Annotated in this window: 19 protein-coding genes; 16 read left to right on the top strand and 3 right to left on the bottom strand. The window is 68.4% G+C overall.

Annotation, left to right across the window (positions count from 1 at the left end; all coding sequences use genetic code 11):
• Positions 1-11: 11 nt before the first annotated feature.
• The 3 genes from K344_RS0101950 to K344_RS0101940 are packed head-to-tail and all read right to left on the bottom strand — an operon-like array spanning position 12 to position 2,637.
• Positions 12-398 (bottom strand): hypothetical protein, encoded by a 387-nt coding sequence (locus K344_RS0101950; RefSeq protein ID WP_028079263.1) that lies wholly within the window; start codon positions 396-398, stop codon positions 12-14.
• 8 nt (positions 399-406) lie between these two features.
• Positions 407-1,489, bottom strand: a complete 1,083-nt coding sequence (locus tag K344_RS0101945; RefSeq protein WP_051361773.1) for a fatty acid desaturase family protein — start codon at positions 1,487-1,489, stop codon at positions 407-409.
• Positions 1,490-1,524: 35 nt separating this feature from the next.
• On the bottom strand, positions 1,525-2,637 hold the full coding sequence (locus K344_RS0101940) for a ferredoxin reductase (RefSeq protein ID WP_028079261.1): 1,113 nt from the start codon (positions 2,635-2,637) through the stop codon (positions 1,525-1,527).
• A gap of 138 nt (positions 2,638-2,775) precedes the next feature.
• On the opposite strand from K344_RS0101940, the gene fabR reads away from it, so the two are divergent.
• The 16 genes from fabR to K344_RS0101860 all read left to right on the top strand — a co-directional run bounded on the left by fabR (position 2,776) and on the right by K344_RS0101860 (position 19,437).
• The gene (gene fabR / locus K344_RS0101935; protein ID WP_043113475.1) at positions 2,776-3,450 is read left to right on the top strand and encodes an HTH-type transcriptional repressor FabR; all 675 of its coding nucleotides are present in this window, start codon (positions 2,776-2,778) and stop codon (positions 3,448-3,450) included.
• A 123-nt stretch (positions 3,451-3,573) separates the two neighbouring features.
• Positions 3,574-4,848 (top strand): serine hydroxymethyltransferase, encoded by a 1,275-nt coding sequence (glyA, locus tag K344_RS0101930; RefSeq protein WP_028079259.1) that lies wholly within the window; start codon positions 3,574-3,576, stop codon positions 4,846-4,848.
• Between the two features lie 35 nt (positions 4,849-4,883).
• A complete protein-coding gene (nrdR, locus tag K344_RS0101925) occupies positions 4,884-5,426 on the top strand; it encodes a transcriptional regulator NrdR (RefSeq protein ID WP_028079258.1) in 543 nt (180 codons plus the stop codon).
• A gap of 43 nt (positions 5,427-5,469) precedes the next feature.
• Complete coding sequence (gene ribD, locus K344_RS0101920) at positions 5,470-6,606, top strand: bifunctional diaminohydroxyphosphoribosylaminopyrimidine deaminase/5-amino-6-(5-phosphoribosylamino)uracil reductase RibD (protein ID WP_436278824.1); 1,137 nt, start codon at positions 5,470-5,472, stop codon at positions 6,604-6,606.
• Positions 6,607-7,221, top strand: coding sequence for a riboflavin synthase (locus K344_RS19675; protein ID WP_043113472.1), 615 nt, complete (start codon positions 6,607-6,609; stop codon positions 7,219-7,221). It begins immediately after the preceding gene.
• Between the two features lie 73 nt (positions 7,222-7,294).
• A complete protein-coding gene (gene ribBA, locus K344_RS0101910; RefSeq protein WP_051361772.1) occupies positions 7,295-8,434 on the top strand; it encodes a bifunctional 3,4-dihydroxy-2-butanone-4-phosphate synthase/GTP cyclohydrolase II in 1,140 nt (379 codons plus the stop codon).
• Between the two features lie 101 nt (positions 8,435-8,535).
• Positions 8,536-8,988, top strand: a complete 453-nt coding sequence (gene ribH / locus K344_RS0101905; protein ID WP_028079255.1) for a 6,7-dimethyl-8-ribityllumazine synthase — start codon at positions 8,536-8,538, stop codon at positions 8,986-8,988.
• Positions 8,985-9,452 (top strand): transcription antitermination factor NusB, encoded by a 468-nt coding sequence (gene nusB / locus K344_RS0101900; protein WP_028079254.1) that lies wholly within the window; start codon positions 8,985-8,987, stop codon positions 9,450-9,452. Before ribH ends, nusB begins: the two co-directional genes overlap by 4 nt.
• A 7-nt stretch (positions 9,453-9,459) precedes the next feature.
• Positions 9,460-10,416, top strand: coding sequence for a thiamine-phosphate kinase (thiL, locus tag K344_RS0101895; RefSeq protein WP_028079253.1), 957 nt, complete (start codon positions 9,460-9,462; stop codon positions 10,414-10,416).
• The gene (locus K344_RS0101890) at positions 10,413-10,961 is read left to right on the top strand and encodes a phosphatidylglycerophosphatase A family protein (protein WP_051361771.1); all 549 of its coding nucleotides are present in this window, start codon (positions 10,413-10,415) and stop codon (positions 10,959-10,961) included. The genes thiL and K344_RS0101890 overlap by 4 nt, the downstream gene beginning before the upstream one ends.
• Positions 10,962-11,162: 201 nt before the next feature.
• The gene (locus K344_RS0101885; protein WP_043113470.1) at positions 11,163-12,836 is read left to right on the top strand and encodes an electron transfer flavoprotein-ubiquinone oxidoreductase; all 1,674 of its coding nucleotides are present in this window, start codon (positions 11,163-11,165) and stop codon (positions 12,834-12,836) included.
• Between the two features lie 128 nt (positions 12,837-12,964).
• Positions 12,965-13,711: an electron transfer flavoprotein subunit beta/FixA family protein gene (locus K344_RS0101880; RefSeq protein WP_028079250.1), complete on the top strand. Its 747-nt coding sequence runs from the start codon at positions 12,965-12,967 to the stop codon at positions 13,709-13,711.
• A gap of 23 nt (positions 13,712-13,734) precedes the next feature.
• Entirely contained in the window at positions 13,735-14,667 is a 933-nt protein-coding gene (locus K344_RS0101875; protein ID WP_028079249.1) for an electron transfer flavoprotein subunit alpha/FixB family protein, read from the top strand.
• 152 nt (positions 14,668-14,819) lie between these two features.
• Entirely contained in the window at positions 14,820-15,695 is an 876-nt protein-coding gene (locus K344_RS0101870; RefSeq protein ID WP_028079248.1) for an SDR family oxidoreductase, read from the top strand.
• Positions 15,696-15,782: 87 nt separating this feature from the next.
• The gene (locus tag K344_RS0101865; RefSeq protein WP_028079247.1) at positions 15,783-17,408 is read left to right on the top strand and encodes an acyl-CoA carboxylase subunit beta; all 1,626 of its coding nucleotides are present in this window, start codon (positions 15,783-15,785) and stop codon (positions 17,406-17,408) included.
• A 22-nt stretch (positions 17,409-17,430) separates the two neighbouring features.
• On the top strand, positions 17,431-19,437 hold the full coding sequence (locus K344_RS0101860) for an acetyl/propionyl/methylcrotonyl-CoA carboxylase subunit alpha (protein WP_028079246.1): 2,007 nt from the start codon (positions 17,431-17,433) through the stop codon (positions 19,435-19,437).
• The last annotated feature ends 2 nt before the right edge of the window (positions 19,438-19,439 follow it).

Below are 19,439 nucleotides of genomic sequence, written 5' to 3'. Positions count from 1 at the left end.
GACCTGGACCGTCAGGAAGCGGCCGGCTTCTTCCTGGTCGCCGCCTTGCGCGGCTTCCTTTTGGCGGCCGGCTTGCGCTTCGGGGCGGGCGCCGCCCTGGTCTGCCCGTCGAGCACGCGCTGGATGTGCTCGCTGTCCTCGACCAGTTCGAACTGGTCCGAAATCAGTTCGCCGACCTGGCGGTTGATGCGGCGGATCGCGTCGTACACGGCGCCGATCGTGCGCTGCTGCTTTTCCTTCAGCTTCAGCTTGTCGTCGTCGAGCAGGCCGGACTTTTCGAGCACCTGGAAGGGCAGGCCGGCGATGTGTTGATGGATCGCCTCGACCGAGCTCGCGCCGCGGTCGACGGCCTGCTGCACGAGATCCTTGAGCACTTCGAGCCTTTGCAGCGTCTTCATGGTGAGCGTCAGGCCTGGGCGAGCGCCGCGTTGGCGCGACGCGACGGTAGCGCATGGCGGAACACTTTGCCCAGCACCGTGCCGTACTGCCGCCAGAAGTTGGCGGTGTTGTAGCGGATGCCGTACTTGGCGCAGATCGCTTGCACCTGCGGTGCGATCTCGGCGTAGCGGTGCGCCGGCATGTCCGGGAACAGATGGTGCTCGATCTGATGGCTCAGGTGACCGGTGAGGATGTGGAACGCGCGACCGCCCTCGATGTTGGCCGAGCCGCAGATCTGCCGGTAGTACCAGTCGCCGCGCGTCTCGTCGCGCGTCTCTTCCTCGCTGAACACCTGCGTGCCGTCCGGGAAGTGGCCGCAGAAGATGATCGCGTACGACCACAGGTTGCGGATCAGGTTGGCGAGCAGGTTGCCGAGCAGCACGCGCGGCGCGTTCCAGAAGGTCAGCAGCGGGAACAGCACGTAGTCCTTGACCAGCTGCTTGCGGATCTTCCGGTGGAAGGGCTTGGAGCGTTCGGCCAGCTGCCTGAAGCTCATCTCGCCCTTGAGGAAGCGCTCGGCCTGCACGTCGTGGCCGCCGACGCCCCACTCGAAGGCCAGCGCGAGAATCGCGTTCCACACCGGCTGCAGCAGGAAGAAGGGATGCCACTTCTGTTCGTCGGACAGACGCAGGATGGTGTAGCCGAAATCGCGGTCCTTGCCGAGGATATTGGTGTAGGTATGGTGCTCGTAGTTGTGGAAGTGCCGCCACATGCCGGCGTCGCAGACATTGTCCCACTCGTAGCGCAGCGAGTTCAGCGACGGATCATTGGTCCAGTCGTACTGGCCGTGCATGACGTTGTGGCCGACCTCCATGTTCTCGACGATCTTGGCGTGCGCCAGCGCGGCGACGCCGACGACGAAGGTGACGGGATCGAAGCCGAGGCCGAGCATCGTGCGGCCGGCGATGGCGCTGCCGCGCGCGCGGCGGATCATCTTGCGGATATGCGCGACGTCCTTGTCGCCGAGCGTGCTCATCACGCTGTCGCGCACGGCGTCGAGATCGGCCTGCAGGCCGGCAATGTCGGTGCGGCTCAGTTTCTTGCGGGTCATGGTCGGGCTCGGGGTCATGCTGGAGGAGGGTTTCATCAGAGATCGAGTTGCAGGTCGCTGCGCGGCGTGCTGACGCAGAGGCGGATCCATTCGTCCGGCTCGCTCGACTGCTCGCCGGTCACCAGGTTTTCCACGGTGCCGCTGCGCTTGCGGCACAGGCAGGTCCGGCAGATGCCGATGCGGCAGCCGTAGGCCGGCTTCAGGCCGGCGCGTTCGGCGGCCGGCAGCAGCGCTTCGCCGGCGCCGGCGGTGAACAGGCGCTCGCTGCGCTCGCAGCGGATTTCGGCGCTGGCGGCGCCTTCGACGACGCGCGGCGCGAGACCGAAGCGTTCCAGCCGCAGGCGGGCCGCGAGGCCGGCCGCCTGCCAGTGCGCTTCGACGTCGGCCATGAAGGTGGCGGGGCCGCACAGCCAGGTGTCGCGGGCGGCGTAATCGGGCACCGCCTCGAGCAGCTTCGCCACGGTCGGCCGGCCGCGCGACGCGGTATGCCAGGCGACGAGGCGCAGGGCCGGCCACTCGCGCACCAGCGCCGCCAGTTCGTCGGCGAAGATCTGATCGGCCCGATCACGACAGACGTGGATCAGCACGACATCGTCGGTGAACGTGCCGGCCGCGGCGCGCTGGCGCAGCGCATGCAGGAGCGCGCGCATCGGCGTGATGCCGCTGCCGGCGCTGAGCAGCAGGGCCGGGCGCGCGGCGCCCGGCAGCACGAAATCGCCGGCGGCGGCACTGAGCGTGACGACGTCGCCGAGGCGCAGGCCGTCGTGCAGCCAGTTCGAGACGCTGGTCCGCTGCCGATCGCCGGGCTGGCGCTTCACGGTCAGGGTCAGCCGCTCGGCCTGCGCCGGATCGGACGAGAGGCTGTAGACGCGCTGGTGACGCACGCCGTCGATGTCGACCGTGATCGTCACGTGCTGGCCGGCCGCGAAGCCGTTCCACAGACGGTTGGGCCTGAATTCCAGGCTCACGGTGTCCGGCGTCTCGGCGCGGCGGCCGCTCAGTTCGGCGCGCACCTCGGTCAGCGACCAGCGCGGATTGAGCGAGCCGAGCAGTTCGTTCAGCGCGTCCGTGTCATTGAGCGGATGCAGCCACGGCGATTGCAGGGTGCGCAGGGCGTGCTGGCGGATGGCGGCGAAGGGAGTCGACATGGCGGCAAGTCGGTGTACAAGTGTGCACACATCTTTGCTGCCACGCCGGGCTTTGTCAACAGTTGTTCACTGAAACATTCGCGGATGTCGTAGACACTGACTTCAAGCCTTTGTCCGAATTGCTGTTATCATGTGAACATGTCGGGGCGAAAACATCTCGAATCCACGCTTGCCGGCGACCACGCCGGGGCCCGCGGCGCGCGCAAGCAGCTGACGCGCGATCGTCTGCTCGACGCCGCCCTGACCCTGATGAGCGAGGGCCACAGCTTCCCGAGCCTGAGCCTGCGCGAGGTCACGCGCGAGGCCGGCGTCGTGCCGACGGCCTTCTACCGGCACTTTCACAGCATGGAAGAGCTGGGCCTGGCGCTGGTCGAGGAATGCGGCGTGACCCTGCGCCGCCTGCTGCGCGAGGTGCGCAAGGCCGGCGTGCCGACCACCGACATCATTCGCCACTCGGTCGCGGTGTACTGGCAGTACGTGCGCGCCAACCCGCGCCAGTTCCGCACCGCGGCCAGCGAGCGCCACGGCGGCTCGCCGGCGATCCGCCAGGCGATCCGCAACGAGGTGAACCTGTTCGTGCGCGAGATGGCGCAGGACCTGCGCATGCTCGGCTACCGCAGCGATCTGCCGACCGCGACGCTGGAGATGATCTGCAGCCTGGTGGTCAACACCATGCTCAACGCGGCGAGCGACATCCTCGATCTGCCGCCGGACCAGCCGCAGCTGGCGCGCGAGCTCGAAGCGAATTTCGTGGCGCAGATCCGCCTGATCTTCCTCGGCGCCGAACAGTGGCGCGCCGAGCCGGCGGGCTGAGCCCCACCACTACAAATTGCGGCCTTGCCGCGGCCGGACCCTATTGATAGGGGTCTCGGGTAGAATACGCGCCCCCAGATTTCGGTCTGCCCACCGTCACCGCCCGCCGAGAGCCCCCGAGCCATGTTCGAACGCGCCCCGCGCCTTGCCGACTTCGATCCCGAACTGAACGCCGCCATCCAGCAGGAATGCGGTCGCCAGGAAGCGCACATCGAGCTGATCGCCTCGGAGAACTACTGCAGCCCGGCGGTGATGGAAGCGCAGGGTTCGCAGCTGACCAACAAGTACGCCGAGGGCTATCCGGGCAAGCGCTACTACGGCGGCTGCGAATACGTCGACATCGCCGAGCAGCTGGCGATCGACCGCCTGAAGAAGCTGTTCGACTGCGACTACGCCAATGTGCAGCCGCATTCCGGCGCGCAGGCCAACGCGGCGATCTTCCTCGCGCTGGTGTCGCCCGGCGACACGGTGATGGGCATGAACCTCGCGCAGGGCGGTCACCTGACGCACGGCAACCCGGCCAACTTCTCGGGCAAGCAGTACAAGATCGTGCCGTACGGCCTGAATACCGAGACCGGCCTGATCGACTACGACGAGATGGAGCGCATCGCCCTCGAAACCAGGCCGAAGATGCTGATCGGCGGTTTCTCGGCCTACTCGCGCGTCAAGGACTGGAAGCGCATGCGCGAGATCGCCGACAAGGTCGGCGCGTGGTTCTGGGTCGACATGGCGCACATTGCCGGCCTGGTCGCCGCCGGCGAATATCCGAGCCCGCTGCCGTACGCGCACGTCGTCACCAGCACCACGCACAAGACCCTGCGCGGCCCGCGCGGCGGCATCATCCTGAGCAAGGGGCAGGGCGAGGACTTCAACAAGAAGTTCCAGTCGGCCGTGTTTCCCGGCATCCAGGGCGGTCCGCTGATGCACGTGATCGCCGCCAAGGCCGTGGCGTTCAAGGAAGCGCTCGACCCGGGCTTCAAGACCTACCAGAAGCAGGTCGTCGCCAACGCGCGCGCCATGGCCAAGGTCTTCCTCGACCGCGGCTACAAGGTCGTGTCCGGCGGCACCGACAACCATCTGTTCCTGCTCGACCTGATCGCCAAGAACGTGACCGGCAAGGACGCCGAAGCGGCGCTCGGCCAGGCGCACATCACCGTCAACAAGAACTCGGTGCCGAACGATCCGAAGTCGCCGTTCGTGACCTCGGGCCTGCGGCTCGGCTCGCCGGCCTCGACCACGCGCGGTTTCAGGGAAGCCGAGATGGCGCAGGTCGCCGGCTGGATCGCCGACATCGTCGATGCTATGAGCGCCGGCAACGCCGATGCGGCGATCGCCAGGGTGCGCGGCGAAGTCGAAGCGCTGTGCGCGCGCTTCCCGGTCTACGGAAAGCGCGCCTGAGCGCCGCCTGACCGAGCGACGACGAGAGCCGGCCGATGCAATGTCCGTTCTGCAAGGCGCCGGATACTCGCGTCGTCGACTCCCGCCTCGCCGAGGACGGCACGCAGGTGCGCCGTCGCCGCGAGTGCGAGAAGTGCGGCGGGCGCTTCACGACCTTCGAGAAGGCGCAGCTCTCGGTGCCGCACGTCATCAAGCGCAGCGGCGATCCCGAGCCGTTCCGCGAGGACAAGCTGCGCCAGGGCATCGAACACGCCATCTACAAGCGGCCGGTGACGCCGGAGATGGTCGACCATGCCGTCGAGAGCGTCGTGCGCAAGATGCGGGCGACCGGCGAGCGCGAGGTGCCGTCGCGCCAGGTCGGCGAATGGGTGATGGAGGAGCTGCGCGATCTCGATCACGTCGCCTACGTGCGCTTCGCCTCGGTGTATCGCGCCTTCGAGGACGTCAACGCCTTTCACGAGGAGATCGAGCGCCTGCAGACGCTGCCGTCACCCGAGGAACGCAAGTCGCAGCTGCCGCTGATCGCGGCGCCGGACGTGCCCGAGACTCCGGTGCGGCGCCGCGGCAAGCCGGGCTGAAGCGGCGCTCGCGACGATGACGCCGAGCCAAGCAGCGACGTACATGGCGCGCGCCCTGCGCCTCGCCGAGCGCGGCATCTACACGACGCATCCCAATCCGCGCGTCGGCTGCGTCATCGTCAGGGACGGCGAGGTGATCGGCGAGGGCGCCCATCTGCGCGCCGGCGAGCCGCACGCCGAGATTCACGCATTGCGCGCCGCCGGCGATCGCGCGCGCGGCGCCGACCTGTTCGTCACGCTGGAGCCCTGCGCGCATCACGGGCGCACGCCGCCGTGCGCCGACGCGCTGATCGCCGCCGGCGTGCGCAAGGTCTGGATCGCGATGGTCGATCCCAATCCGAAGGTCGCCGGCGGCGGTATCGCGCGCCTGCGCGCGGCCGGCATCGCGTGCGAGACCGGGCTGCTCGCCGCCGATGCCGAGCGGCTCAATCGCGGCTTCCTGTCGCGCATGCGCCGCGGCCGCCCATGGCTGACGCTGAAGCTGGCCGCCAGTCTCGACGGCCGCACGGCGATGGCGAGCGGCGAGAGCCAGTGGATCACGTCGGCGGCGGCGCGCGCCGACGTGCATCGCCTGCGCGCCGCCGCCGGCGCCGTGATGACGGGCGTGGCGACGGTGATGGCGGACAACCCGCAACTCGATGTGCGGCTGCCGGCGTCGGATGGCCCCGGCGTCGCCGTCGATGGCGGGGCATCCGGCGAATACGGCGCCATTCGGGGCGCGATTCCGCCGCCGCGGCAGCCCGATCGCATCGTGCTCGATTCGACGGCCCGCGTGCCGCCGACGGCGCGCCTGTGGAACGGCGACGCGCGGCGCTTCTGGCTGACGGCAACGCGGCCGGCGCAGGTTGCGGATGGCGTCGTCGTCGTCGAGCTGCCGCGTGCCGCCGACGGCTCGCTGGCGCTCGATGCCGCCCTGGCGGCGCTCGCGCAGCACGACGTCAACGAGGTGCTGCTCGAATGCGGGCCGCGCCTCGCCGGCGCGACGCTGCAGCAGGGCCTGGTCGACGAGATCGTCGCCTACGTCGCGCCGACCCTGCTCGGGCACGAGGCGCGGCCGTTCGCCTATCTTCCCGGCTTCGAGCGACTGGCGCAGCGCCTCGCGCTGCAGTTCGTCGACACGCGCAGCGTCGGCCCCGACCTGCGCATCACATTGCGGCCATCGCGTCGCGAGGAGCAGTAGATGTTCACCGGCATCATTGAAGCGCTCGGGCGTATCGAGAGCATCGAGTCGGTCGGCGGCGATCGGCGCATGGTGTTCCGCGCTCCGGGCTATCTGCGCGGCGTGCAGCTCGGCGACAGCATCGCCGTCAATGGCTGCTGCCTCACGGCGGCCAGTTTGTCCGATGACGGCTTCATGGCCGACCTGTCCGCCGAAACGCTCAACCTGACGACGGCGGGCCGCTGGGAAGCCGGCGCCAGGGTCAACCTCGAACGTGCGCTGACGCCCGCCAAGCCGCTCGGCGGCCATATGGTGTCCGGCCACGTCGACGGCATCGGCGAGTTGCTCGAACGCTACGAGGACGCGCGTTCGACACGCATGCGCTTGCGCGTGCCGGACGCGCTGGCCCGTTACGTGGCGCGCAAGGGCTCGATCTGCATCGACGGCGTCAGCCTGACGGTCAACGACGTCGAGGACGGCCCCGGGAAAACGGTGTTTGGCGTTAACATCATCCCGCACACGCTCGCCCATACCACCCTGGGCGATCTGCAGCCGGGCCAGGCGGTCAATCTCGAAGTGGATCTGATCGCGCGCTATCTGGAACGCCTGCTGCAGGCGCGGAGCGATGGCGCCTGAAGCACGCGCTGCCTGTTTTGAAAGCCGGCGCCATGGATGGCGTCGTCTGGTGCAGGATGCACACGAGGATTGAATGATGAGCAAGATTGCCAACATCGACGACGTGCGTTCGTCCAGGCTCGATCCGATCGAAGACATCATTGCCGACTTCAAGGCCGGCAAGATGGTCATCCTCATGGACGACGAGAACCGCGAGAACGAAGGCGACATCCTGATGGCCGCCGAATGCGTGCGCGCCGAGGACATCAACTTCATGGCGCGCTACGGGCGCGGCCTGATCTGCCTGACGCTGACGCAGGAGCGCTGCCGCCAGCTGCGCCTGCCGCAGATGGTTTCGCGCAACGAGGAGAACCACAAGACCGCGTTCACGGTGTCGATCGAGGCCGCCGAAGGCGTGACGACCGGCATCTCCGCGCACGATCGCGCGCGCACGGTGCAGGCCGCCGTCAAGCGTGACGCCACGCCGCAGGACGTCGTGCAGCCGGGCCACATCTTTCCGCTGATGGCGCAGCCGGGCGGCGTGCTGACGCGCGCCGGCCACACCGAAGCGGGTTGCGATCTCGCGCGTCTCGCCGGCTTCGAGCCGGCCGCGGTGATCGTCGAAGTGCTGAACGAAGACGGCACGATGGCGCGCCGTCCGGACCTCGAAGTGTTCGCCCGCGAGCACGGCATCAAGCTCGGCACGATCGCCGACCTGATCCGCTACCGCCTCGACAACGAACACACCGTCGAGCGTGTCGCCGAAACGCATGTCGCCACCGAGTTCGGCGATTTCCGCCTCGTCACCTATCAGGACACGATCGACAATACCGTGCATCTGGCGATGGTCAAGGGCAACGTCGATTCGGCGAAGCCGACGCTGGTGCGCGTGCATCTGCGCAACACGCTGCAGGATCTGCTCGGCGTCGAGCACGACGATTTCGGCTGGCCGCTGCGCCGCGCGCTGAAGCGCGTCGCCGACGAAGGCTCGGGCGTCGTCGTCGTGCTGCGCAAGCCGGAAAGCGCACGCGAATTCGTGCAGCAGGTGGTCGCGCTGAACATGCGTGACGAAACGCCGCACGACGTGCGGCCGCTGCTGCGCACCTATGGCCTCGGCGCGCAGATTCTCTCCGATCTCGGCGTGCGCAAGATGCGCGTGCTGTCGGCGCCGAAGCGCATGCAGGGCATTTCCGGCTTCGGCCTCGAAGTGGTCGAGTACGTGGCCTGCGATTGATGAACAAAGCCGAGAAGAACGTGCGGAAAGCCGCGAAGCCGCGCAAGGCCCTGGCGGCGGGCGCGCCGGCCGATGCCAAGACCGGCTACGCCGCGCCGGATCTGCCGCAGGCCGGCGAGTTCGACAGGGCGAAGATCGCCATCGTCGCCACACGTTGGAACGTCGAGATCGTCGATGCGCTGGTCGCCGGCGCGCGCGCCGCGCTGCGTGACTGGGGCGTCAACGACAAGCGCATCGGCTTCTTTCGCGCGCCCGGCGCATACGAGGTACCGCTCGCCGCCAGGCTGCTGCTCGATGGCGGCTACGACGGTGTCGTCGCCCTCGGTGCCGTCATTCGCGGCGACACGCCGCATTTCGATTTCGTCGCCGGCGAATGCGCGCGCGGCCTGATCGACGTGCAGCTCTCGACCGGCAAGCCGGTCGGCTTCGGCGTGCTGACCGTCAATACCGTACAGCAGGCCGTCGAGCGTTGCGGTCCCGGCACGACGAACAAGGGCTACGAAGCGGCCGCCGCGATGCTGGAGATGCTGCGCCTGCGCAAGGAGCTGAAATGAGCGAGCCGGGTCACCCGCCGGGGCAGGGCATGCCGCAAAGCCGCCGCGGACTCGCGCGGCGCCTGACCGTGCAGGCGCTCTACCAATGGCTGCTCAACGAGGCGGCGCCGGAAGCCTTGCTCAAGCAGTTCCGCGAGCAGGAGGAAGGCCTGGGGCGTGCCGACCCGCTGTATTTCGAGACACTGCTCAACGGCGTGGTCGCCCACGCCGCCGAACTGACCATGGCGATCGTGCCGCATCTCGACCGTCCGCTCGCGCAGCTCGATCCGGTCGAACACGCGGTGCTGCTGCTCGGCGCCTACGAAATCGAGCACTGCCGCGACGTGCCGTGGAAAGTCGCCGTCAATGAATCGGTGAATCTCGCCAAGATGTTCGGCGCCGAGGACGGCTACAAGTTCGTCAACGGCGTGCTCGACAAGCTCGCGCACGCACGGCGCGCCGACGAAGTCCGCGCCGGCCTCTGACGCGACGATGGATGAGTTCGCACTCATCCGCCGCTACTTCGCCGAGCTGACGCCGCGCGGCGACGGCGTGGTGCTCGGCATCGGCGACGACTGCGCCCTGCTGCAGCCACCGGCCGGCGAGCTGCTGGCGGTGACCTCCGACACACTCCTTGCCGGTCGCCATTTTCCGGCCGAAACGGCGCCGTGCGACATCGGCTGGAAGGCGCTCGCCGTCAATCTGTCCGATCTGGCGGCGATGGGCGCAAGGCCGTGGACGTTCACCCTGGCGCTGACCCTGCCGGACGCCGGCGCGCGCTGGCTCGGCGATTTCGCGCGCGGCCTCGCCGCGCTCGCCGGGCTCGCCGGCATCCGCCTCGTCGGCGGCGACACCACGCGCGGTCCGCTGTCGATCACGATCACGGCGCTCGGCTGCCTGCCGCCGGGCGCTGCGCTGCGCCGTGACGGTGCCCGCGTCGGCGATCTCGTCTGCGTGACCGGCACGCTCGGCGATGCGGCGCTGGCCCTGCGTCTCTGGCGGCAGGGGCGCGCGGCGGCAAGCGACGACGAACGTGTCCTGCGCGCGCGGCTCGACCGCCCGACGCCGCGCAACGCTGCCGGTATCGCGCTGCGCGGCATCGCCAGTGCCGCGCTCGATCTGTCCGACGGCCTCGTCGGCGATCTCGGCCATATCGGCCGGGCGAGCGGCGTCGGCGCCGAACTCGAACTGGCCGCGCTGCCGGCGTCGCCGGCGTTCCGGCGCCTGGCCGACGCGGCGACGGCGCACGAGCTGCAGCTCGCCGGCGGCGACGACTACGAACTCTGCGTCTGCGTGCCGCCCGAACGGCTCGCCGAGGCGCGCAGCGCCTGCGGCGAACTGCCGCTGAGCGTGATCGGGCGCGTCGTCGCCGGCGACGGCGTGCGTCTGCGCGACGCGGCGGGTGCTATCGTCGAGTCCTCGCTCCAGGCCTACCGTCACTTTTCATGAAGCCGCTGCCGCCAAAACATTCACGGGCCGCGTCATTCCCGAAACCGCCGGCCGAGCTGATCTGGTCGACGCCCGAGCACGTGCTGGCCTTCGGCTTCGGTGCCGGCCTCGCGCCGCGCGCACCGGGCACCTTCGGCACGCTGGTCGGCGTCGTCTTCTTCCTCGTGCTGCTCTGGCTGCCGTGGCCGTTCTACGCGGCGGCGATCCTGCTGCTGTTCGCCGCCGGCTGCTTCATCTGCGGCGAAAGCGCGCGCCTGCTCGGCGTGCATGACTACGGCGGCATCGTCTTCGACGAGATCGTCGGCTATCTGATTGCCGCCGCGCCGCTGATCTGCCTGGCCCCGGCCGGCGTCGGCGGCTGGGCGCTCGGCATCGGCATCGCCTTCGCGCTGTTCCGCCTGTTCGACATCGCCAAACCCTGGCCGATCCGCGTCTTCGACCGCCACGTGCATGGCGGCTTCGGCATCATGGTCGACGACGCGATCGCCGGCCTGTTCGCCGCGGCGGTGCTGTGGGCGCTGCGCCGCTGGCTGCTGGCGTTCTAGGCGCCGGCCGCCGCGGCGGCCGTGCGCGCACCACGCCCGCGACGCAAGCGCGCTCGTTCAATCGGGATTTTTTGGCTCCTCGGCCGATCGTCGATGTTTTGCGGGCGCTGCGTTCGCTGCCTGTGCGTAATACAATGCGCGACCTTTGGGTCTACCTAAACCATCCAAGCCAGCCCTGATCCGGTTGCCAGGAACAAGCGCATGTCCGTTGAACGCGATGTAATGGAATATGACGTGGTCGTCGTCGGCGCCGGTCCCGCCGGTCTGGCCGCGGCCTGCCGCCTGAAGCAGAAGGCTGCCGAGGCCGGCAAGGAACTGAACGTCTGCGTGGTCGAGAAGGGTTCGGAAGTCGGCGCGCACATCCTGTCCGGCGCCGTGTTCGAGCCGCGCGCGCTGAACGAACTGTTCCCGGACTGGAAGGCCAGGGGCGCACCGCTGAACGTGCCGGTGGCCGGCGACGAGATCTATTTCTTCCGCAGCCCGGAAGCCGCCTTCAAGATGCCGAACGTCTTCGTGCCGAAGACCATGCACAACGAAGGCAACTACGTCATCTCGCTCGGCAACCTCTGCCGCTGGCTGGCCAAGCAGGCCGAGGATCTCGGCGTCGAGATCTATCCCGGCTTCGCCGCCCAGCACGCGATCGTCGAGGATGGCATCGTCAAGGGCGTGCAGATCGGCGACATGGGCATCAACCGCGAGGGCGAGCACAAGGACGACTTCGCGCCGGGCATGGAGCTGCGCGCCAAGTACACGCTGTTCGCCGAAGGCTGCCGCGGCCACCTCGGCAAGCAGCTGATCGCGCAGTACCAGCTCGACAAGGACGCCGACCCGCAGCACTACGCGATCGGCATCAAGGAAATCTGGACGGTGCCGCCGGAGCAGCACAAGCCGGGCCTCGTCGTGCACGGCGCCGGCTGGCCGCTGAACCTGCTCGGCACCGATGCGCTGGGCGGCTCGTTCCTCTACCACTTCGAGAACAGCCAGGTCGTCGTCGGCCTGATCGTCGACCTGTCGTACACGAATCCGTACCTGTCGCCGTTCGACGAGTTCCAGCGCTTCAAGCATCACCCGGTGATCCGCAAGCACCTCGAAGGCGGCACGCGCGTTTCGTACGGCGCCCGCGCGATCGTCAAGGGAGGTCTCAACTCGCTGCCGAAACTGGCCTTCCCGGGCGGCGTGCTGATCGGCGACGACGCCGGCATGCTCAACTTCGCCAAGATCAAGGGCAGCCATACGGCGATGAAGTCGGGCATGCTCGCCGCCGAAGCCGTTGCCGAGGCGATCTTCGCCGGCGACGAAGGCGGCAAGGTGCTGAACGGCTACGCCGACAAGTTCAAGGCGAGCTGGCTGCACGACGAGCTGTACCGCTCGCGCAACTTCGGCGTGTTCCTGCACAAGTTCGGCTCGCTGATCGGCGGCGCCATCAACTACGTCGAGCAGAACTGGTTCGGCGGCAAGTTCCCGTTCACCGTCCACGACCTGAAGCCGGACTACAAGACGCTGAAGCTGGCGTCCGAGTCGCAGAAGATCGAATACCCGAAGCCGGACGGCAAGCTCAGTTTCGACAAGCTGTCGTCGGTGTTCCTGTCGAGCACCAACCACGAGGAAGACCAGCCGGTCCATCTGCAGCTCAAGGATCCGTCGATTCCGATCGGCAAGAACCTGCCGCTGTACGCCGAACCGGCCCAGCGTTACTGCCCGGCCGGCGTCTACGAAGTGGTCGGCGACGAAGGCGCCAAGCCCAGCGAGAAAAGATTCCAGATCAATGCGCAGAACTGCGTGCACTGCAAGACCTGCGACATCAAGGACCCGGCGCAGAACATCAACTGGGTCGCGCCGGAAGGCGGCGGCGGCCCCAACTACGCCAACATGTAAGGAACCCAGGCGCGCCGGTGGGCGGGTCCGCATGAGGGAAGCGCGGACCGGCGGCATTCGTGGAGCATCGCGGCGGCGTTCCCCAGGATTGGATTGATTTTCACTCGGTACGTATCAGGAAAGAGCGAATGAAAGCCCTAGTAAGCGTGAAGCGCGTGGTGGACTACAACGTCCGCATCCAGGTGAAGTCGGACGGTTCCGGCGTGGTGACGGACGGCGTGAAGCACTCGATGAATCCGTTCGACGAGATCGCGATGGAAGAAGCGGTGCGTCTGAAGGAAAAAGGCAAGATCACCGAGATCGTCGCGGTGACGATCGGCGGCGACAAGAGCGAAGAGACGCTGCGTACCGCGCTGGCCTTCGGTGCCGACCGCGCGATCCACATCAAGGAAGGCGGCGAGGTGCAGCCGCTGACGGCGGCCAAGGCCTTCGCGGCGGTGCTGAAGAAGGAAGGCGCGCAGCTGTTCATCGCCGGCAAGCAGGCGATCGACGACGATGCCAACCAGACCGGGCAGATGGTCGCGGCGCTGCTCGACATCGCGCAGGCGACGTTCGCCTCGAAGGTCGAGGTCGACGGCAACAAGGCGGTGGTGACTCGTGAAGTCGACGCCGGCCTGGAGACCATCGAAGTCGACCTGCCGGCGGTCATCACCACCGACCTGCGCCTCAACGAGCCGCGCTACCTCAAGCTGCCGGACATCATGAAGGCGAAGAAGAAGCCGATCGACGCGACCACGTTCGCCGATCTCGGCGTGACGCCGGGCGCCGGCTTCAAGGTGACGAAGACCGCGCCGCCGCCGACACGCAGCAAGGGCATCGTGGTGAAGACCGTCGACGAACTCGTCGCCGCCCTCAAGGCCAAGGGCCTGCTCTAAGGCATAAGGATTCGAGAGAACACATGAGCAAGATTCTGATCATCGGCGAAACCGCCGACGGCAAGCTGAACTCGGGCGTGGCCAAGGTCGTCGCCGCCGCCCAGGCGATCGGCGGCGAGATCGTCGTCGCCCTGCTCGGCGCGGACGTGTCGGGCGCGGCGGCCGAAGCCGCCAAGCTGGACGGCGTGAGCAAGGTGCTGAAGGTCGAGCGCGCCGAGAACGCGCACATCCTCGCCGCGATCTACGCGCCGCAGGTCGCCGAGCTGGCCAAGGACTACAGCCACGTGCTGTTCCCGGGCACCGCCTTCGGCAAGGACCTCGCGCCGCGCGTCGCCGCCAAGCTCGACGTGCAGCAGCTCAGCGACATCATGCACGTGCACGGCGCGACCCGTTTCGATCGTCCGACCTACGCCGGCAACGCGATCACCACGGTCGAAGCGCCGGCCGGCATCGTCGTCGCCACGGTGCGCCTGGCCTCGTTCACCGCGGTCGCCGCCGGCGGCTCGGCGGCGGTCGAAGCGGCCAGCACCAGCGCGGCGCTGCCGTCGCACACGCGCTTCGTGAAGATGGAAGCGCAGAAGTCCGAGCGTCCGGACCTGCAGGCGGCCAGCAAGGTCGTGTCCGGCGGCCGCGCGCTGGGCTCGAGCGAGAATTTCAAGGTCATCTACGACTTCGCCGACAAGATCGGCGCCGCCGTCGGCGCCTCGCGCGCCGCCGTCGACTCCGGCTACGTGCCGAACGACCTGCAGGTCGGCCAGACCGGCAAGATCATCGCCCCGGAGCTGTACTTCGCGATCGGCATCTCCGGCGCGATCCAGCACCTCGCCGGCATCAAGGACGCGCGCACCATCGTCGCGATCAACAAGGACGCCGAGGCGCCGATCTTCGAGGTGGCCGACTATGGCCTCGTCGGCGATCTGTTCACGGTCGTGCCGGAGCTGACGAGCAAGCTCTGAGGCAAAAGGCGGTTAGCCACGGATTTCACAGACTACATAAAGGGGGGAACCGCTCGTTCTTCTGATTTATGGAATCTGTGTAATCTGTGGTTCAAAGCATTTGCGCGAAGGCCGGGATCTCCCCGGCCTTCGCCGTTTCGGGAGACAGGAATATGTCTTACCAATCGGTCTTCGCGCCGGGCCTGTTCGAGGGCCGCACGATCGTCGTGACGGGCGGCGGCTCCGGCATCGGCCGCTGCACGGCGCACGAGCTCGCGAGCCTCGGCGCCCACGTCGTCATCACCGGCCGCAAGCCGGAGAAGCTGGAGAAGACGGCTGCCGAGATCGTCGAGGACGGCGGCTCGGTGTCGACGCAGGTCTTCGACATCCGCGACGAGGAGGCGGTGAGGCAGGCGGTGAAGTCGGTGCTCGACGCGCGCGGCCGCATCGACGGCCTCGTCAACAATGCCGGCGGACAGTACCCGATGCCGCTCGCGCAGATCAGCAAGAAGGGCTGGGACGCCGTCGTCGCCAGCAACCTCACCGGCGGCTTCCTCGTGGCGCGCGAGGTCTACAACCAGCACATGAAGAAGCACGGCGGCGCGATCGTCAACATGATCGCCGACATGTGGGGCGGCATGCCGGGCATGGGCCACAGCGGCGCGGCGCGCGCCGGCATGCTGAACTTCACCGAGACCGCGGCGATCGAGTGGGCCGTCTCCGGCGTGCGCGTCAACGCGGTGGCGCCGGGCTACATCGCCTCGAGCGGCATGGACCACTACGACCCGAGCTTCGCCAAAGAGGTGATCCCGAAGCTCGCCGGCCTGGCGCCGCTCAAGCGCCTCGGCGAGGAAGCCGAGGTGAGCTCGGCGATCGTCTGGCTGCTCAGCGAGGGCGCGGCCTTCGTCACCGGCAGCTGCATCAAGATCGACGGCGGCGCGAGCCTCGGCGCCAAGGCCTTTCCACTGCTCGAACAGCGCAATGCCAGGCCGTATCGCGGCTTTCATCGCGCGGTGCGGCCGAAGGCGCTGAACGATGCCGGCCATTGACCGGCCGGAAATCTGAATTGTCGGTGAAAAGGCTTTAAGCACAAAGCTAGAATCGCCTCACAGTCCCGCATAGAGGATGAGGCGGAAATGCCTGTTATCGAATCGAAGATCGATCCCGCCAGCGCGGCGTTCCGGCAGAACCGCGAGGAGATGCTGAAGCTGATCGGCGAGTGGCGCGCCATCGAGGCCAAGGGCCGCGCCGAGGAGGAGCGCAAGCGCGAGCGCTACCACCGGCGCGGCCAGATGCTGCCGCGCGAGCGCGTGCAGCTGCTGCTCGATCGCGGCTCGCCGTGGCTGGAGCTGTCCACGCTCGCCGGCTACCGCCAGCACGACGACAAGGACGGTTCGCTGGCCGGCGGCAACCAGATCGTCGGCATCGGTTACGTGTCCGGCCTGCGTTGCCTGATCGCGGCCTCGAACTCGGCGATCAAGGGCGGCACGATGACGCCCTGGGGTGTGCAGAAAGGCCTGCGCATGCAGGAGATCGCCCTGCAGCAGAAGCTGCCGATCGTGTCGCTGATCGAATCGGGCGGCGCCAACCTGATGTACCAGGCCGAGGTGTTCATTCCCGGCGGCCGCACGTTCGCCAACCAGGCGCGGCTGTCGGCGGCCGGCATTCCGCAGGTCACCGTCGTGCACGGCTCGTCGACGGCCGGCGGCGCGTATCTGCCGGGCCTCTCCGACTACGTGGTGATGGTGCGCAAGCGCGCCAAGGTCTTTCTCGCCGGGCCGCCGCTGCTGAAAGCGGCGACCGGCGAGATCGCCGACGAGGAAGCGCTGGGCGGCGCCGAGATGCATGCGCAGGTCGCCGGCACCGCGGAGTTCATCGCCGAGAACGATGCCGACGGCGTGCGCGTCGCGCGCGAGATCGTCGCCAGTCTGAACTGGAATGCGCAGCGTCCCCGCCTGGAGCTGCTGCCGCTGCGCGCGCCGCTGTACGAGGTCGACGAGCTGTGCGGCGTCGTGCCGCCGGACTACCGCAAGCCCTATGACTGCCGCGAACTGATCGCGCGGCTGGTCGACGGCTCCGAGTTCCTCGACTTCAAGAGCGAGTACGACGCGCAGACGGTCTGCGGCCGCGCCGTGCTGCACGGCCATGCGATCGGCATCGTCGCCAACAACGGCCCGATCACTGCGCGCGGGGCCACCAAGGCGGCGCAGTTCATCCAGCTCTGCGCGCAGGCCAATACGCCGATCGTCTATCTGATGAACACGACCGGCTACATGGTCGGCAGCGAGGCCGAGCAGGGCGGTATCGTCAAGCACGGCGCGAAGATGATCCAGGCCGTGGCCAGCGCGGCGGTGCCGCAGCTGACGATCGTCGTCGGCGGCAGCTTCGGCGCCGGCAACTACGGCATGTGCGGCCGCGGCCTCGGCCCGCATTTCATCTTCGCCTGGCCGAACGCGCGCACCGCGGTGATGGGCGGCGAACAGGCGGCGAGCGTGATGGAGATCGTCACGCGCGACAAATGGGCGAAGGAGGGCAAGACGCTCGGCGACAACGACGAGAAGATGCTGGCGATGCTGCGCCAGAGCATCGTCGGTCAGTTCGACAAGGAGTCGCACGCCTTTTCGGCGACCGCGCGCCTGTTCGATGATGGCCTGATCGATCCGCGCGACACGCGCAAGGTGCTCGGCCTGTGCCTGTCGGTCTGCCGCGAAGCCGCGGCGCGCCCGCTGCGCGCCAGCAGCTACGGCGTCGCGCGCTTCTGAGGCCATGCAGATGAAGCAGCCGATGAAGCGTTTCGACAAGGTGCTGGTCGCCAATCGCGGCGAGATTGCGGTGCGCCTGATCCGTGGCGCCAAGCGTCTCGGCTATCGCACGGTCGCCGTCTACAGCGATGCCGATGCCGACGCGCTGCACGTGCACGAGGCCGACGAGGCGGTGCGCATCGGCGCCGCGCCGGCGGCGGCTTCGTACCTGAACATCGAAGCGATCCTCGCCGCCGCGCGGCAGTCCGGTGCCGGCGCGATCCATCCCGGCTACGGATTTCTCTCCGAGCGCGAGGCGTTCGCGCAGGCCGTGCAGGACGCGGGCCTGACCTTCATCGGCCCCGACCCGGTGTCGATCGCGGCGATGGGCAACAAGGCGGCGGCGAAGCGACGCATGCTCGATGCCGGCGTGCCCTGCCTGCCCGGCTATCAAAGCGCGGACGAGGACGCCGACGCGCAATCCGATGCGACGCTGATCGCCGAGGCGTCGCGCCTCGGTTTGCCGGTGATGGTCAAGGCGGCGGCCGGCGGCGGCGGGCGCGGCATGCGTCTCGTGCACGACCTGAACGATCTCGGCGAGGCGATCCGCTCGGCGCGTTCCGAGGCGGCCAGTGCCTTCGGCAGCGACCAGCTGCTGATCGAGAAGGCGGTCGTCGATGCGCGGCACGTCGAGATCCAGGTGTTCGGCGATCGCCACGGCAACGTCGTGCACCTGGGCGAGCGTGACTGCTCGATCCAGCGCCGCAACCAGAAAGTGGTCGAGGAAGCGCCGAGTCCGGCGGTCGACGACGCGCTGCGCCTGAAAATGGGCACGGCGGCGGTCGCGGCGGCACGCGCGGTGCATTATGTCGGCGTCGGCACCGTCGAGTTCCTCCTCGAGCGCGACGGCGCGTTCTACTTCCTCGAGATGAACACGCGGCTGCAGGTCGAGCATCCGGTGACGGAGCTGGTCTACGGCGTCGACCTCGTCGAGTGGCAGCTGCGCGTCGCGCAGGGCGAAGCCTTGCCGCTCGCGCAGGACGAAATTCTCGCGCGGCGGCGCGGCGCGGCGATCGAAGTGCGGCTCTGCGCGGAAGATCCGCAGCAGAACGATGTGCCGCAGACCGGCACCGTCCTGCGCTGGCGCGCGCCGCAGGGCAGCGGAGTGCGCGTCGACACCGGCCTGCACGAGGGGCAGGCGATCGGTCCGCACTACGATTCGCTGCAGGCGAAGATCATCGCCTGGGGCGAGGATCGCGAGATCGCGCGCGCGCGCCTGCTGCAGGCCCTGCGCGATACGACGCTGCTCGGCGTGGTCAGCAACCGTGACCATCTCGCGCGCATCGTCGCGCACGACGCGTTCGCACGCGGCGACTTCAGCACCGCGTTCATCGCGCGGCATTTCCCGCCGGCACGCCTCGCCGCCGCAACGCCGACGTTCCGCCATCGTGCGCTGGCCGCCGTGGCGCTGTATCTGGGCGATGCCCGGGCGCTGACCGACGCGCTCGGACTGGCGGACGAGTTCATCGGCTGGCACAGCTCGCACGAAGCGGCGCTGCAATGCCGGCTGGGATGGCGCGACGAGGTGTGCAGCCTGCAACTGCGTGTCGATGGCGCGCGCGACTTCGCGATCACCGACGGCACGGCGCAGACGACCATCACCGTGATGCGCTGCGAGCGCGACGGTTTCCATTTCGCTTGCGATGGCGTGCAGGGCAAGGCGCGCCACGCGCGCGACGGCGAGCGGCTGTGGCTGGACGCCGACGCATGCATCGCCGTCTACCGCGATCTCACGCTGGCGCCGGCGGCCGGTGCCGCGTCCGGTTCCGATGGCCGGCTGCTGGCGCACTCGGATGGGCGGATCGTCGCCGTGCGGGTGCAGGCCGGCGACACCGTCGGCAGGGGCCAGACGCTGGTCGTGCTCGAGGCGATGAAGATGGAATTCCAGCTCGCCCTGCCGATCGCCGGCACGGTCGAGACCGTCGCCGTGCAGGCCGGGCAGCAGGTGAAAGGCCGGCAGTTGCTCGTGCAGATCAAGCCGGCGGGCTGAGG

Origin of the sequence: Solimonas soli DSM 21787 (assembly GCF_000474945.1) — a bacterium.
GTDB lineage: Bacteria > Pseudomonadota > Gammaproteobacteria > Nevskiales > Nevskiaceae > Solimonas > Solimonas soli.
This window is presented reverse-complemented; position numbering and strand designations above follow the sequence as displayed.

Excerpts from the sequence above, each read along its gene's own strand:
- K344_RS0101950 (WP_028079263.1), bottom strand. The coding sequence starts at position 398 with ATGAAGACGCTGCAAAGGCTCGAAGTGCTCAAGGATCTCGTGCAGCAG.
- K344_RS0101945 (WP_051361773.1), bottom strand. The coding sequence starts at position 1,489 with ATGACCCGCAAGAAACTGAGCCGCACCGACATTGCCGGCCTGCAGGCC.
- K344_RS0101940 (WP_028079261.1), bottom strand. The coding sequence starts at position 2,637 with ATGTCGACTCCCTTCGCCGCCATCCGCCAGCACGCCCTGCGCACCCTG.
- fabR (WP_043113475.1), top strand. The coding sequence starts at position 2,776 with ATGTCGGGGCGAAAACATCTCGAATCCACGCTTGCCGGCGACCACGCC.
- glyA (WP_028079259.1), top strand. The coding sequence starts at position 3,574 with ATGTTCGAACGCGCCCCGCGCCTTGCCGACTTCGATCCCGAACTGAAC.
- nrdR (WP_028079258.1), top strand. The coding sequence starts at position 4,884 with ATGCAATGTCCGTTCTGCAAGGCGCCGGATACTCGCGTCGTCGACTCC.
- ribD (WP_436278824.1), top strand. The coding sequence starts at position 5,470 with ATGGCGCGCGCCCTGCGCCTCGCCGAGCGCGGCATCTACACGACGCAT.
- K344_RS19675 (WP_043113472.1), top strand. The coding sequence starts at position 6,607 with ATGTTCACCGGCATCATTGAAGCGCTCGGGCGTATCGAGAGCATCGAG.
- ribBA (WP_051361772.1), top strand. The coding sequence starts at position 7,295 with ATGATGAGCAAGATTGCCAACATCGACGACGTGCGTTCGTCCAGGCTC.
- nusB (WP_028079254.1), top strand. The coding sequence starts at position 8,985 with ATGAGCGAGCCGGGTCACCCGCCGGGGCAGGGCATGCCGCAAAGCCGC.
- thiL (WP_028079253.1), top strand. The coding sequence starts at position 9,460 with ATGGATGAGTTCGCACTCATCCGCCGCTACTTCGCCGAGCTGACGCCG.
- K344_RS0101890 (WP_051361771.1), top strand. The coding sequence starts at position 10,413 with ATGAAGCCGCTGCCGCCAAAACATTCACGGGCCGCGTCATTCCCGAAA.
- K344_RS0101885 (WP_043113470.1), top strand. The coding sequence starts at position 11,163 with ATGTCCGTTGAACGCGATGTAATGGAATATGACGTGGTCGTCGTCGGC.
- K344_RS0101880 (WP_028079250.1), top strand. The coding sequence starts at position 12,965 with ATGAAAGCCCTAGTAAGCGTGAAGCGCGTGGTGGACTACAACGTCCGC.
- K344_RS0101875 (WP_028079249.1), top strand. The coding sequence starts at position 13,735 with ATGAGCAAGATTCTGATCATCGGCGAAACCGCCGACGGCAAGCTGAAC.
- K344_RS0101870 (WP_028079248.1), top strand. The coding sequence starts at position 14,820 with ATGTCTTACCAATCGGTCTTCGCGCCGGGCCTGTTCGAGGGCCGCACG.
- K344_RS0101865 (WP_028079247.1), top strand. The coding sequence starts at position 15,783 with ATGCCTGTTATCGAATCGAAGATCGATCCCGCCAGCGCGGCGTTCCGG.
- K344_RS0101860 (WP_028079246.1), top strand. The coding sequence starts at position 17,431 with ATGAAGCGTTTCGACAAGGTGCTGGTCGCCAATCGCGGCGAGATTGCG.